The following is a 12718-nucleotide window of genomic DNA, read 5'->3' on the forward strand; positions in this document are numbered from 1 at the left end:
CGCGCATCATGTCCTTCGCCAGAAGCAACGGCATCGTCCTCCATTTTCGCCGCGCCGGCCGCCGGGGCGGCCCCCGGATCGTCTTCGCCAATTCGCTCGGCTCGGACCTGGCGATCTGGAACGAGGTCGCCGACGCGCTCGCCGCCGAGTTCGACCTCCTGTTCTACGACAAGCGCGGCCATGGGCTGAGCGAGGTCGCACAGTCACCCAACGGCCTTGCCGACCATGCAAACGACCTCATCGGCCTGCTCGACCATGTCGGCTGGCAGGGTGCCGCCCTGTGCGGCCTATCGGTCGGCGGGCTGATCGCGATGGAGTTTGCGGTGCGGGCGCCGGAGCGGGTGGAAAGGCTGGTGCTGATGGACACGGCGGCCAAGATCGGCACCCAGGAGGCATGGAACACCCGCATCGAGGCCGTGCTGCAACGGGGCGTCGCTGCGATCGGCGGCCAGATCATGGAGCGCTGGTTCTCGGCCGGCTTCCGCAAGGGCGAGGCGGATGCCTTTGCCGGCTGGCAGCGGATGCTGGAGCGCACGCCGGCTGCCGGCTATGCCGACACCTGCCGGGCGCTGCGCGACGCCGACCTGACCGGCGCGATTGCCGGCATTTCCGCCCCCACGCTGGTGATCGCCGGCGAGGAGGACCTCTCGACACCGCCGGAACTCGTCGCCGACACGGCGCGGCGAATCCCCGCTGCGGCCTTCCGCACGATTGCCGGCGCCGGCCATCTGCCGTGCATTGAGCGTCCGGGCGAAGTGGCCAGCCTGCTGCGCGGGTTTCTTTCCAGGGACGGGCGGCTCCATGCCGCCGAGCAGGGCGGCCAGGGGCCGCAACGACAAAACAAGGAGTGAAAAGATGGACAAGGCAGTCTCATCCCACCGGCTGATCGAGGGCGGACATATCGACGGGACCGTCTACTCTGACGGATGGCAGCGGACCAATCAGGCGGCCGACATCGTCGAGCCGGCGACCGGCGCGGTGCTCGGCCGCATCGGCATGGCATCCGCCGCCGATGTCGCCAAGGCGTCGGCCATGGCGGCCAGGGCGCAGCGCGACTGGGCTGCCACCAGCTACGATGCGCGGGCAGCGGTCATCCGCAAGGCGGCGGGCCAGCTCGAGTTGCATTTCGCCGACGTGGTCGACTGGCTGATCCGCGAGAGCGGCTCGGCGCGCGGCAAGGCCGAGTTCGAGACGCAGCTCAGCATCAAGGCGCTGAACGAGGCGGCAGCGCTCGCCTCGCAGCCGCAGGGCCTGGTGCTGCCCTCGGAGACCGGCCGGATGAACCTCGCCCGCCGCCGCCCGCTCGGCGTCGTCGGCATCATCTCGCCGTTCAACTTCCCGCTCTACCTCGCCATGCGCGCGGTGGCGCCGGCGCTCGCGGTCGGCAATGGTGTGGTGCTGAAGCCCGATCCGCGCACGGCGGTCTGCGGCGGACTGGTCTTTGCCGCCCTGTTCGAAAAGGCCGGGTTGCCCGAAGGGCTTCTGCATGTGCTGCCGGGCGCCGGCGACGCGGGTGCTGCACTGGTCGCCGATCCGAACATCGCCATGATCCAGTTCACCGGCTCGACCAAGGCCGGCCGGATCGTCGGCGAGAACGCCAGCCGCCACCTCAAGAAGGTGTCGCTCGAGCTCGGCGGCAAGAACACGCTGGTCATCCTCAAGGACGCCGACCTCAAGCTGGCGGTGAAGAACGCGGCCTGGGGCGCCTGGCTGCACCAGGGCCAGATCTGCATGTCGTCCGGCCGCATCCTGGTCGAGGCGCCGATCTTCGAGGCGTTCACCGCCGCACTTGCCGAGAAGGCGAAGACCCTGCCGGTCGGCAATCCGGCGACGGACAACGTCGCCCTCGGCCCGATCATCAACAAGGCCCAGCTCGACCATATCGACCGGGTGGTGAAGACCTCGGTCGAGCAGGGCGCGCAACTGCTGGCGGGCGGCACTTACGACAAGCTGTTCTATGCGCCGAGCGTGCTTGCCGGCGTCCAGCCGGGCATGGCTGCCTTCGAGGAAGAGGTGTTCGGGCCCGTCGCCTGCCTCACGCCCTTCAGTGGCGACGACGAGGCCGTGGAACTCGCCAATCGCACCGAATACGGGCTGTCGGCGGCAGTGATCTCGCCCGACATCGGCCGCGCCATGGCGATCGGCGACCGGCTGCGCGCGGGGCTGCTGCACATCAACGACCAGACCGTCAACGACGAGGTCATCAACCCGTTCGGCGGGGTGGGCGCCTCCGGCAACGGCACCAGCATCGGCGGCCCGAGCAACATAGACGAGTTCACCCAGTGGCAGTGGCTGACGATCCGCAACGCCCCGCCGGCCTATCCGTTCTGAGCGATGACCGGGGCGGCGATGCCGCCTCGGGCGCCCGGACATCGAAGTCAAATACATGGAGGAGGAACCATGCCCACGAACACCGTGACGCCGGATCGTGCAATTCTGCGCTATGCATCCCGGATCGCCCTCGATGCAGCGCCGCAGCGGGCCTGGGATGCGATCAAGGATTTCGACGGCATCCATCTCTGGCACCCGGCAACAGAGGGGACCGCGCTGCTGGTCGGGGAGAACGGCAAGCCGCTGGCCGTCAGGGAATTCCAGGTGAAGGGCGGCGGCTTCGTCATCAGCGAGCTTCTCGCCTATGACGAGGCGCGCAAGTGGTACCGCTACCGCATCGTCAAGACCAGCCTGCCGCTCAGCAACTATGTCGCCGAGATGTGGGTGGAGCCGGGCGAGGCGGGAGGAAGCGTGGTGCTGTGGTCGGGCGAGTTCCAGCGGCCCGCCGGCAGCACGGAACCTGCCGAGGCCGACCGTGCCACCGCGGCACTGGTGCGGGATGTCTTCGAAGGCGGACTGGCGAACCTGCCGGCCGTCACTGCACCCTGATCGCGGCCCGCTTCAAGGCTGAGAGAGGTCGTTTCGACGGGCAATCCGCACGGCCCCGCCCGGAGCCGTGCGGACCTTCGTGATCAGAGAGCCTTTGCCGCCTCGTCGATGAGGGCGACGACCTCGGCCGGACGCGACGCCAGCGAGGCATGGCTGGCGTCGAGCCTGATGGTCTTGCGCGTGTTCATGCGATCGGCCATCCACTGCTCGGTCTCGGGCGGGATCATGTTGTCGCCGGTCGACACCTGGTACCAGCTCGGCTTCGAGCGCCAGGCGGCAGGACCGGCCTTGTCCTCGAAGCAGCGGGCGGCGATCGGCTTCTGGGTCACCGCCATGACCAGCGCTTCGGTCTCGTCGAGGTCCTGGCCGAAACCGGCCCGAAACGTATCCCTGGCGAGCCACAGGAACCCGTCCTTGTCGGGGCGGATGCCGGCTGCGCCCGACGGCGGCTCGCGGCGCGCAAAGATGCTGCCCAGGCTGTCGCCTTCATCCGGCGCGAATGCCGCGATATAGACCAGGCCGACCACGTTCGGCTCGCGGCCGGCGCCGCTGATGACCGCACCGCCATAGGAATGGCCGACGAGCAGCGTCGGGCCGCCCTGTGCGGCGGCGAGCTTCGAAGTACGCTCGACGTCGTCAGCCAGAGACGTCAGCGGGTTCTGCACTGCGGTGACGTTGTAGCCCTTTGCCACCAGCGGCGGGATGACGTGACGCCAGTGGGAGGCATCGCCCCATGCGCCGTGGACAAGCACGATGTTGTTTACCGAGGCCATGATCAGTCTCCTTGTGCTGCGTTAAGCCGGAACTGATGCTGTATCCGGTGCGGGACCCGCGTCCGCTTGGGAACGAGAGACCGCGCCGGCAGTCGCCGCGACGGAACGTGCGTCGGATGCAGGAAAAATGGGGTCGGCCGAGCACCTCCCATCAGCGGATCAGCGGAAAACTGTGTGCCTCGCAGGCTACAGCGAAACCCCGCCGGCGTCGATGCACGATAGGCTCGGAACGTGTCGTATTTGGGGGCTGTCGATGGAGTTGCGCCGGGATCGCTTCGGCATGCCGGCCACTCCAATCGAGGCGATCCCTCAGTGAGTTGGCCGCTTGCCGCGGGCGACGCCGGGAGCTGTAATTCCGCGGCTGGGCTCGCCCGGTTCGGCGCGCAGGATGATCCTGTAGGCGGCGTCGGCGCCTCCGGTCTCCGGACCGCCGCAGAGACACTCCAGCGCGCGCAGCAGCAGTTCGGCGACGTCATCCTGTCCGATGCTGATGGCCACCCTGAATGCCGCGACGATCGCCTCGTCAAGCGCTGGTTCTTGATGTGCCATGGCTCCGGCTTCCATAGTTCAAAGGTGCGCCTTTCGGTTGCCGGAAGGTCAATGGCATTTCCCATTGCTTCGTCGCATTCATATGTGGGCCTACGTGCGAGGAGGCCCGTGGGCCTCCTCGAAGTCAGGTTGCCAGCACCGGCCGCCTCCGTGGGTCAGAAGAAATCCCACCACTTCTTTTCGGCGTGCCCGTGCGGACGCGAGGTGCCGTTGGTGAGCGCGTTGACGAAGGTCACGAAGTTGACGTTGTCGAAGTTGAGGCCGTGGAAATTGGCTTTCCAGTTCCCCTCCTGGTCGATGACATGCGTGACGATGCCGTGCATCTGGTAGCCGTCCGCGGTCTTCTGGAACTTGTGCCCGAACTGCTCGGCCAGCTTGCGGGTGGTATCCTCGGGGTCGCCGGCCTTCGCGGTGAGGAACAGCCAGTTGGCGGGGTCGAGACCGTGCGTGGGACCGTAGTCGCGCATGATCGCGGCCGTGTCGTTGGTCGGGTCCGTCGTGACCGTCACGAAGGTCACCCGGTCCTTCATCGGCGTGGCGTTCACCAGCTTCTGGACTTCGGCAAGCTTCTCGGCATGAAGCGGGCAGACGTCCGGACACGAGGTGTAGATGAAATGCAGGACCACGACCTTGCCCTTGAGATCGGCGCGGCCGACGGCGCGGCCGTCCGCCGTCTGCAAGGCGAAGTCGGGACCAGGCTTGTCGACCGGCTGGAAGTACTTTTCCTTGTCGCCCAGCATGGCGTCGACTTCATCGAGCGAGTGAGCGGCAACCGGGGCGACGAGCGCCCCGGTGACGAGCAGCATCGCGACGATGCCAAGCAGGAGTTCGCGCACCCTTCCGACCAAGGGTGGCAAGAGAGGCGGATGCCCTGAGAAAGCGAAACTCATCCTGTTCATCGCCTGTCATTCCGTCGCGTAGACCGCGGGCTCTCCGCCGGTCTTGGGGAGAGCATAGACGGTGAAGGGCTCGGTCTTCTCGCCGCCCATGCCCGGCGATCCCATCGGCATGCCCGGAAGCGCAATGCCGGCAACGTCAGGCCGTTCGGTGAGCAGCTTTTCGACGATCTTCACCGGCACGTGGCCGTCGACGACATAGCCGTCGATGAAGGTCGTGTGGCAACCCTGGAAGTCGGCCGGCACGCCGGCCTTGCGGCTGATCTCGGCGAGATCATTGCTCGGCTTGACCTCCACCTCGAAGCCATTTTGGCGCAGATAGTCGGCGTAGCCTTCGCAGCAGCCGCACTGCGGGTTCTTGTAGAGCACGGCCTTGCGCGCCTCGGCGGCATGGACGGCGGTGAGGCTGGTTGCGAGAAGAGCCATGGTGGCGAGAATTCTAAGCATTTTTGTCTTCCTTTCGATGCGATAGCTTGAGTTGGCGTGGTTCATGTCTTGCCTGGTCATTCCACCCGCAGCACCGTCATCAGCCCGGCGGTCTGGTGATCGGTGATGTGGCAATGCAGCATCCAGTCGCCCGGGTTGTCGGCGACGAAGGCGATGTCGACGCTGTCGTCGGGAGCCATGAGGACGGTGTCGGCCCACTGGTTGTGGGGAACGGCCGCACCGTTGCGGCTGAGCACCCGGAAGCTGAAGCCATGGAGGTGCATGGGATGCCACCAGGCGGTGCGGTTGCGCAGGGTGACGAAGTGGCTCTGCCCTCTTGCGAGGGTTACGAGCGGCTGCATTCCGGCGTGACCGTCGCCGGTCATGGCGGTGCCGTTGATCGACCAGACGGCCTGGCCGTGCTTCATGCCGCCCATGCCGCCGGACATCATCTTGGCCATGCCCTGCATGCCGGCGCCACCCTGCATGTTGTTCATGCCCGGCATGCCGCCCTCGAGCAGCAGTTCGTGCCTTGTCGCGCTCTGAAGGTCCGGGCGCGGCAGCGGGTTGCCCGGCAGGCGAAGCGAGGCATCGAGCGGGTTTTCGCGGAGCGGCGGCTGGCTGGAGTAGGCGAAGCTCGTCAACTCGTAGCCAAGCCCCTCGTAGAAGTCGTCGCGGATCGCATAGCGCTTGCCGGGTTCGCCCTGCATGTCGATGACGAGGTCGAGGCGCATGGCGGGGGCGAGCAAAAGGCGGCCGTCCGCCGGCTCATACGGATCGCAGGGCTGGCCGTCGACGGCGACGACGACGGGCCTGTGGCCCTCGAACCTGAGGGCCATGATGCGGGCGAGCGACGTGTTGACGAGGCGCAAGCGGATGCGCTCGCCGGCCCGGACCTCCAGGTCGGCAGGTGCTGCGCCGTTCAGCGTCACGGTGTTGCCGACGCGGCCCGACATCGCTGCTTCCATCGGGCTGCCGAAGCCGGGGGCGATCTGGCCTTCCGTGTCCAGCCGCCAGTCGCCGAGCACCCAGAGAAGGTCGCGGTCGACCTCGATCGGCTCCGCCTCCTCGACGATCAGGGCCCCGGCCAGGCCCCGGCCAAGCTGTTGCAGGCTGTTGGCGTGGGGATGATACCAGAAGGTGCCGGCGTCGGGCGGCGTGAATTCGTAGAGGAAGCTCTCCCCCGGTCGGATCGGCGGCTGGGTCAGGCCGGGCACGCCGTCCATCGCGTTCGGCAACCTGATGCCGTGCCAGTGGACGGTCGTGTCTTCCCCGAGCCCGTTCTCGACCAGGATGCGGACAGGCTCTCCCTGCCGCAAGCGGATCTCCGGGCCGGGGATTTGCCCGTTGTAGGACCAGACGGCGGTCTCCGGAGCGTCGCTTCCCTTGAGGCGAGCGCGGCCGGGGGCCGGCCCGATCCGATATTCCGTCGTCGGCGCGGCGTTCCCCGCAATCGTCTTCAGGCCAGCGGCCGCGACGGCAAGGCATGCACCTACCCGAAGGAGCGCCCTTCGGGACATGCCGAAATTCAACAAATCAGTCACTTCCAAACCTTCCGCATTGGTCGCGCATGGGCGGCACACAGGCGAAAAGCCTGGCCGGCCATGGGCAATTCACATCGGGCCCAGCAGGGGCAGATGTTTACGATACGCCGGGAAGCCCTGCGGCTTCCCCGTTCAGATCAGCGCGATAGGTTTGGGAGGATGGGGGTCGGGAACCGCCGCTCGTCCGTCCGGCTCGGCCGACAGGCTCGGAGCCGGTTCGGACTGCGGCGCCACGATGTCGTAGGCAACGGGTGTGGGCAACAGGCCCGCAAGCGGAACCGCACAGGCATACGGACAGGGCATGGCCTTGCTGTCGTCCGTCCCCTTGTCCGGGCATCCGATGCAGTCGCCGTCCATCGGCATGCTCATGTCCGACATGGTCGTCATCTTGACCGACATGTCGCTGGCCCGGATGGGAGACACACTCAGCCCGGCGGCAAAGATGACCGCCAGACAGAAAGCCAATGCGCGCCTCAGACCGAGCATCCCAGAATATTATAGCGCCGGAGACGACTTCTCAATCCGTCGTGCTGCGACGCGGCGGCGCATCGGCTCGTTGAGAGCGGCCCTGTCCTTCAACAATGCTCGCGACATCGTCCGGATCGACCATGTGGACCGCCTGGACGGCGTTGTAGGCATGAATTTGTGTACCTGCTGCGCAGGTCGACCGCCCGGGCGGGGACGCCTGGGGAATCATGGAAGGCGACATCGAAGGGAGGAAATCGATGAAGTGGTTCCGAGCAGCTGCCGCAATGCCGGCCGTCGCGCCATTCGCCATTGCCGCCGCGGCGTTGAACTAGCAGCCGTTACCGATCGCCGACCGAGGGGATCCGGGGCTCCAAGCAATCATTTTAGCTCCGGGACAGGCATTCGAGATCTACCCACCCAAAGAAGTGGAGGAATAGACCAGCATGAATGAAGATTCTCAATCTTACATATCTAATATAATAGATAACATGACGGAGTCATTCTTCAATGAAATAAAGAAGATTGTCAATAATGATGTATTTCATATTGATGGGCATCTCGCCGCCGGAAAGTTCCCCGGCGAAGGCGGGGCGGGCGCGGATTGTTCCTCGCAGGTGAGCCTGCAATCCCTGGGGGGCATGCGGCCCGACCTGGCAGCCCTGGCGTCGCAGTTCGTTCGCGCGCTTGCCGCGGAGGCCGCGCGAATGGCGAACGAGGGCGGTGCCGCCAGCAAGCCGGTCGCGTCGACGGCCGGCATTCCATCCCCACATCAGCTGAGCAGCGGCGACCTGGAAGCGATGGTCATGGAAGACTGGGCGGGTCGCGTGGCCGGATCGACCTATCTGGAGGAGCACCTTCGGATACCGCGATCGACCTTGCACCGGTGGTATCGCGGCAACGAGGTCGTTGCCTTGCGCAAGGGCCGCCAGCGTCATGTGTTTCCGCTGGCCCAGTTCGTCGACGGAAGACCCGCGTCGGGCATCCGCGAAGTGCTTTCGCATATCCCGCATCCGCGGCTTGCCTGGTTCTGGCTGATCCAGCCATCGCCCAGGCTCGGCGGCCGCATTCCGATTGAGCTGCTCAAGCAGGACATCGTGGCCGGCGTCATAGCAGCGGCGAAGGAACATTCCGCCGCATCCTAATTTTGTCCGCATACCGAAAAGGTAAAAATGAATTGAGTATTTGGCGTAATCGAAAGTAAAAAATAAGAACGTTCCATTTGTGCCAAATGTATAATACGTATTGTTCGTCCAATAAATGTGATTTTAATATCACTATTATATTAGAATGATATGTAATATTTGGAAATGAATGCGGTTTTGTTTTTGAAGAATCGAAACGGATGTATATGAAGCCATCCCTGGAGATGGAGATCGATGTGATCTCGTTTCCAATCGCCGAGGGCGCGGGAGGTATTTCTCGAATTGAGAAAAGGTTTCGTGCCGTTGTTTATTTCTTTCACCTGAGGATACATAATGGACATCAAGAGACTTGCTCTCAGTTCCGCTGCGGCTCTGCTTGCCGTTTCCGGCGCCCGTGCAGCCGACGCTGTCGTCGTCGCCGAGCCGGAGCCGATGGAATACGTCCGCATCTGCGACGTCTATGGCGCGGGGTTCTACTACATCCCCGGTACCGAGACCTGCCTGAAGGTCGGCGGCCTGGTTCGCTATCAGATCGACTGGTCGGACAACGATGACGGCTGGCGTAAGTACTCGGCCGCGCGCCTGAAGCTCGACGCGCGTTCGGAGACCGAATACGGCACCTTCCGTCGCTACATCGAGCTGCACTGGCAGAACGACGGCGGCGAATTCACGCCTACCTACAGCGACACCACCGCCATGTGGATCCGCTATGCCTACTTCGAGCTCGGTGGCCTGATGATCGGGCGCAACGACACGCTGTTCGACGGCGGCGTCGACGGCGAGTTCGACAAGGGCGGCGGCACCTTCATCAACCAGATCCGCTACACATTCGACGCCGGCAACGGCATCGCGGTTTCTGTCGGCCTGGAAGAAGAGCGCACCAACTACGACTACGTGCCGCTGGTCACCGGCAAGGTGTCGATCGCCCAGGGCTGGGGCTCGGTCAACCTCTACGCCGGCTATGACGATCGCTTCTCCGAAGTCGCGCTCAAGGGCATCGTCAACGTCAAGGCGACGGAGGCCGTGACGCTCCAGGCGATTGCCACCTACGAGACGGGCGCGACCTGGTTCGGCCTGCTTGCCCCGTATTCCGGCTACGAGTGGTCGGTCGGCGGCTACGTCAAGTACGCCGTCAACGACCGGATGTCGGTCGGCGCCGGCGGCCAGTACTTCGGCGACCGCCACGCCGGCGACTTCGCCACCAACGAGACCGTCGAACTCGGCAACGACGACTGGGCAGTCGGCGCCGTCGTCGACTACAAGATCGTCGAGAACCTGAACGCCAAGCTGGCCCTCAACTACAATGACGGCGACAGCTATGAGGGTATCGATCCGGTCACCGGTGTGGAACGCGACGGCTCGTTCAGCGGCTTCCTGCGGCTCGACGCCTCGTTCTGATCGGCCGATGCAATGAATGATGCAAACCCGGCGGTCACACGCCGGGTTTGTCATTTTGGCGACCTGGCCACGCCGAAGGTCTCGCCACCACCGGTGACCGGCATTCGCTCAAATCGCCGCCGGGCCAGCCAGAACAATCACTTCTTCGTTCTCCTCGGAACCGTTCATCGCCCTACGGGTTTCGAACTCCCCAATGAGCGGCGGGGGCGACTGCATATGGAGTTGAAGATGGAGCTTCGAGGCAAGCGAGTGGATCTCGACGAGCCGGCGACCTTCTATGAAAACCGGTTCACCCACGGCGTCTTTTTCGGCCACCTCTCGCAGGCATTGCGCCATGCGGTCTGCGCGCCGCCGAGCTGGCGTCGCTGCGGGCCAGGACCGGCCGGCCGCACTGGCTCGTCATCGACGAGGCGCATCATCTCCTGCCTGCCGCGGGGGTCGGCGACAGCTTTGTGCTTCCCAAGGAACTGCTGGCGACCATCCTGATCACCGTCCATCCCGATCTCGTGTCCAAGGACGTGCCCAAGATCGTGGATGTGGTCGTGGGGCTCGGGCCGGACGCGGACCAGGTGTTCTCCGCCTATTCCGAGGCCGTCGGCATCGATCGTCCGGAGGGGAGCACGCCGCATTGCCGCCGCCAGCGCCGGCTCGGGCTTCGGCCGCACCGTGCTCGAACGCGTGACGCCCGTCTCGGTGGGGGAACCGCCGCGCTGGTCCTGGACGCGGACGGTGTCTGCTGGACGCTGACGGCGCCTGTCGCTTCGATCCAGGACTGACCGGGCGGGCGTTCGCCTCAACCGTTGCGGCCGGCAATCCTGATCCGCTGGTCCCTGGCGAACTTCTCGGTCCATTTGCGGTGATCGAACATGGAGTGGAACTTTTCGGCGGCGTTGTCGATTTGAATCGGATGCGAAACCAGGCGATCCAGATCGTGCGGTCGAGGCGGAAGCCGCCTCGATACTCGTTCGTCATCCCGGTCTACAACGAAGAGGAAGTCCTGCCGCTGCTGGTCGAAAGGATCGGCGAGCTGTTTTGCCGGCTGGACGGCGAGGCGGAGGCGATCTTCGTCGACGACGGCAGCCGGGACGGCAGCGTGGCGTATCTCAGGCGCTTGCTCGAGCATGAATCGCGGTTTCGGCTGATCGAGCTCTCCCGCAATTTCGGCCACCAGATCGCCATCACCGCCGGGATGGACGCCGCGACCGGCGACGCGGTCATCGTCATGGATGCCGATCTCCAGGACCCTCCGGAAGTGGTGCTCGATCTCATCGCCAAATGGCACGAAGGATACGAGATCGTCTATGCCCGGCGCATCAGGCGCGAGGGCGAAACCTGGTTCAAACGGGCGACCGCGAGCCTCTTCTACCGGCTGATGGGGAGGATGACCACGGTGGACATCCCGCGCGACGTCGGGGATTTTCGGCTCGTCGGCCGCAGGGCGCTCGAGACCTTCCAGAGCATGCCCGAACACGACCGTTTCGTGCGCGGCATGTTCGCCTGGATGGGCTTCAAGCAGACCGAGGTGCTCTTCGAACGGCCTGCTCGCGCACGCGGCGAGACCAAGTACCCGTTCTGGAAGATGCTGCACCTCGCCGTCCACGGCATCGTCAGCTTTTCCGACGCGCCTTTGCGGATGGCGCTGTGGGGCGGGCTGACCATCTCCCTGGTCGCCATGGCCTATGGCGTGTACGCCATCCTGGCCTGGGGCTTCGAAGCCGGGGTCATTGCCGGCTGGACGTCCACGGTCGTCATCGTGTCCTTCCTGTGCGGCGTCAACCTGTTCATGACCGGGGTGGTCGGGCTCTATGTCGGCGGCATCTATGCCGAGGTGAAGCGGCGGCCCCTCTATGTGGTTTCCCGCGCGAGCGGGTTCGACGACAAGCGGCCGGCGGGAGAGGAACGTGCACTCGCGGGTCTGGCCAATCGGAGAGCCGGCTAGTGTCAGAACTCTTCGACGGCTACAGGTCCAGCTATGGCGAGGCGGTCGAGCGCTCCATCCGCTTCTCCGGTCTCGGGCACGACTTCTTCCTCGGCGCCAAGGCCGAACTGCTCAGGCGACTGGTCGACGAGCGGCAACTGCGGCTCGGCGGCGAGCGCGTGAGCGCGCTGGACATCGGCTGCGGCGTCGGTTCGCTGCACCCGCACCTTCGCGGCATCTTCGATCATCTCCACGGTTGCGACGTGTCCGAACAGTCGATCGAGCGCGCCCGCCACGACAATCCGGACAACGAATACGGCTTATGCACCTCGAACCTGCTTCCCTATCGGAGCGCTACGTTCGACATCGCCTTCGCCAGCTGTGTCCTGCACCATGTTGCGCCGACGTCCTGGCCAGACTTCGTCGAGGAGATGCGGCGGGTGGTGCGGCCGGGCGGAGTGGCCTGCATCATCGAGCACAACCCTTTCAATCCGCTGACGCGCCTTGCGGTGATGCGATGCCCGTTCGACGAGGACGCCGTGCTCCTGGGCGCCCGCAAGACCAGGGCGCTGCTTCTCGGCGCCGGCTTCCGGCAGATCCGCTCCGAGCATTTCCTGCTGCTGCCCACGCCCGGCCGCATCGCCAGAGCGGTGGAACGCGGGCTCGCGGCATTTCCCCTTGGCGCCCAGTATGCCTGCAGCGCCCGTGTCTGAAAGCCGGGTCG

The 12718-nt window shown here is 65.2% G+C and carries 15 protein-coding genes; 8 read left to right on the plus strand and 7 right to left on the minus strand.

From position 1 onward, the window contains the following. Nucleotides 1-8: 8 nt before the first annotated feature. The 3 genes from pcaD (at nucleotide 9) to AmiPiv_RS07905 (ending at nucleotide 2880) form a co-directional block, all read left to right on the plus strand. Nucleotides 9-851 carry a 3-oxoadipate enol-lactonase gene (gene pcaD / locus AmiPiv_RS07895; RefSeq protein WP_340036801.1) on the plus strand — a complete coding sequence of 281 codons (843 nt, stop codon included), beginning with the start codon at nucleotides 9-11 and terminating at the stop codon, nucleotides 849-851. 4 nt (nucleotides 852-855) lie between these two features. Further along, nucleotides 856-2331, plus strand: coding sequence for a benzaldehyde dehydrogenase (locus AmiPiv_RS07900; RefSeq protein ID WP_340036802.1), 1476 nt, complete (start codon nucleotides 856-858; stop codon nucleotides 2329-2331). 69 nt (nucleotides 2332-2400) lie between these two features. Next, entirely contained in the window at nucleotides 2401-2880 is a 480-nt protein-coding gene (locus tag AmiPiv_RS07905) for an SRPBCC family protein (protein ID WP_340036803.1), read from the plus strand. 83 nt (nucleotides 2881-2963) lie between these two features. Here the strand turns inward: AmiPiv_RS07905 and AmiPiv_RS07910 are convergent, their stop codons facing one another. The 6 genes from AmiPiv_RS07910 to AmiPiv_RS07935 all read right to left on the minus strand — a co-directional run bounded on the left by AmiPiv_RS07910 (nucleotide 2964) and on the right by AmiPiv_RS07935 (nucleotide 7554). Then, the gene (locus AmiPiv_RS07910; protein ID WP_340036804.1) at nucleotides 2964-3653 is read right to left on the minus strand and encodes an alpha/beta hydrolase; all 690 of its coding nucleotides are present in this window, start codon (nucleotides 3651-3653) and stop codon (nucleotides 2964-2966) included. A 309-nt stretch (nucleotides 3654-3962) separates the two neighbouring features. Beyond that, a complete protein-coding gene (locus AmiPiv_RS07915; protein WP_340036805.1) occupies nucleotides 3963-4202 on the minus strand; it encodes a hypothetical protein in 240 nt (79 codons plus the stop codon). A 155-nt stretch (nucleotides 4203-4357) separates the two neighbouring features. Beyond that, the gene (locus AmiPiv_RS07920; RefSeq protein WP_340036806.1) at nucleotides 4358-5038 is read right to left on the minus strand and encodes an SCO family protein; all 681 of its coding nucleotides are present in this window, start codon (nucleotides 5036-5038) and stop codon (nucleotides 4358-4360) included. A gap of 69 nt (nucleotides 5039-5107) precedes the next feature. Next, nucleotides 5108-5524 (minus strand): DUF411 domain-containing protein, encoded by a 417-nt coding sequence (locus tag AmiPiv_RS07925; RefSeq protein ID WP_340036898.1) that lies wholly within the window; start codon nucleotides 5522-5524, stop codon nucleotides 5108-5110. A 77-nt stretch (nucleotides 5525-5601) separates the two neighbouring features. Beyond that, nucleotides 5602-7044, minus strand: a complete 1443-nt coding sequence (locus AmiPiv_RS07930; protein ID WP_340036899.1) for a multicopper oxidase family protein — start codon at nucleotides 7042-7044, stop codon at nucleotides 5602-5604. A gap of 156 nt (nucleotides 7045-7200) precedes the next feature. Then, nucleotides 7201-7554 (minus strand): hypothetical protein, encoded by a 354-nt coding sequence (locus AmiPiv_RS07935; RefSeq protein WP_340036807.1) that lies wholly within the window; start codon nucleotides 7552-7554, stop codon nucleotides 7201-7203. 470 nt (nucleotides 7555-8024) lie between these two features. Between AmiPiv_RS07935 and AmiPiv_RS07940 the strand changes: the two genes are divergently transcribed. Both AmiPiv_RS07940 and AmiPiv_RS07945 read left to right on the plus strand, forming a co-directional pair. Then, complete coding sequence (locus tag AmiPiv_RS07940) at nucleotides 8025-8678, plus strand: antitoxin Xre/MbcA/ParS-like domain-containing protein (RefSeq protein ID WP_340036808.1); 654 nt, start codon at nucleotides 8025-8027, stop codon at nucleotides 8676-8678. A 333-nt stretch (nucleotides 8679-9011) separates the two neighbouring features. Then, a complete protein-coding gene (locus AmiPiv_RS07945) occupies nucleotides 9012-10076 on the plus strand; it encodes a porin (protein ID WP_340036809.1) in 1065 nt (354 codons plus the stop codon). Between the two features lie 108 nt (nucleotides 10077-10184). Here AmiPiv_RS07945 and AmiPiv_RS07950 read toward each other — a convergent pair whose 3' ends face one another. After that, nucleotides 10185-10412 (minus strand): hypothetical protein, encoded by a 228-nt coding sequence (locus AmiPiv_RS07950; RefSeq protein ID WP_340036810.1) that lies wholly within the window; start codon nucleotides 10410-10412, stop codon nucleotides 10185-10187. Nucleotides 10413-10528: 116 nt separating this feature from the next. Between AmiPiv_RS07950 and AmiPiv_RS07955 the strand changes: the two genes are divergently transcribed. The 3 genes from AmiPiv_RS07955 to AmiPiv_RS07965 all read left to right on the plus strand — a co-directional run bounded on the left by AmiPiv_RS07955 (nucleotide 10529) and on the right by AmiPiv_RS07965 (nucleotide 12707). Continuing rightward, nucleotides 10529-10852: a hypothetical protein gene (locus AmiPiv_RS07955; protein ID WP_340036811.1), complete on the plus strand. Its 324-nt coding sequence runs from the start codon at nucleotides 10529-10531 to the stop codon at nucleotides 10850-10852. 131 nt (nucleotides 10853-10983) lie between these two features. Continuing rightward, a complete protein-coding gene (locus tag AmiPiv_RS07960; protein ID WP_340036812.1) occupies nucleotides 10984-12015 on the plus strand; it encodes a glycosyltransferase family 2 protein in 1032 nt (343 codons plus the stop codon). Next, entirely contained in the window at nucleotides 12015-12707 is a 693-nt protein-coding gene (locus tag AmiPiv_RS07965) for a class I SAM-dependent methyltransferase (protein WP_340036813.1), read from the plus strand. Before AmiPiv_RS07960 ends, AmiPiv_RS07965 begins: the two co-directional genes overlap by 1 nt. The last annotated feature ends 11 nt before the right edge of the window (nucleotides 12708-12718 follow it).

Source organism: Aminobacter sp. Piv2-1 (assembly GCF_037625995.1).
Classification (GTDB): domain Bacteria; phylum Pseudomonadota; class Alphaproteobacteria; order Rhizobiales; family Rhizobiaceae; genus Aminobacter.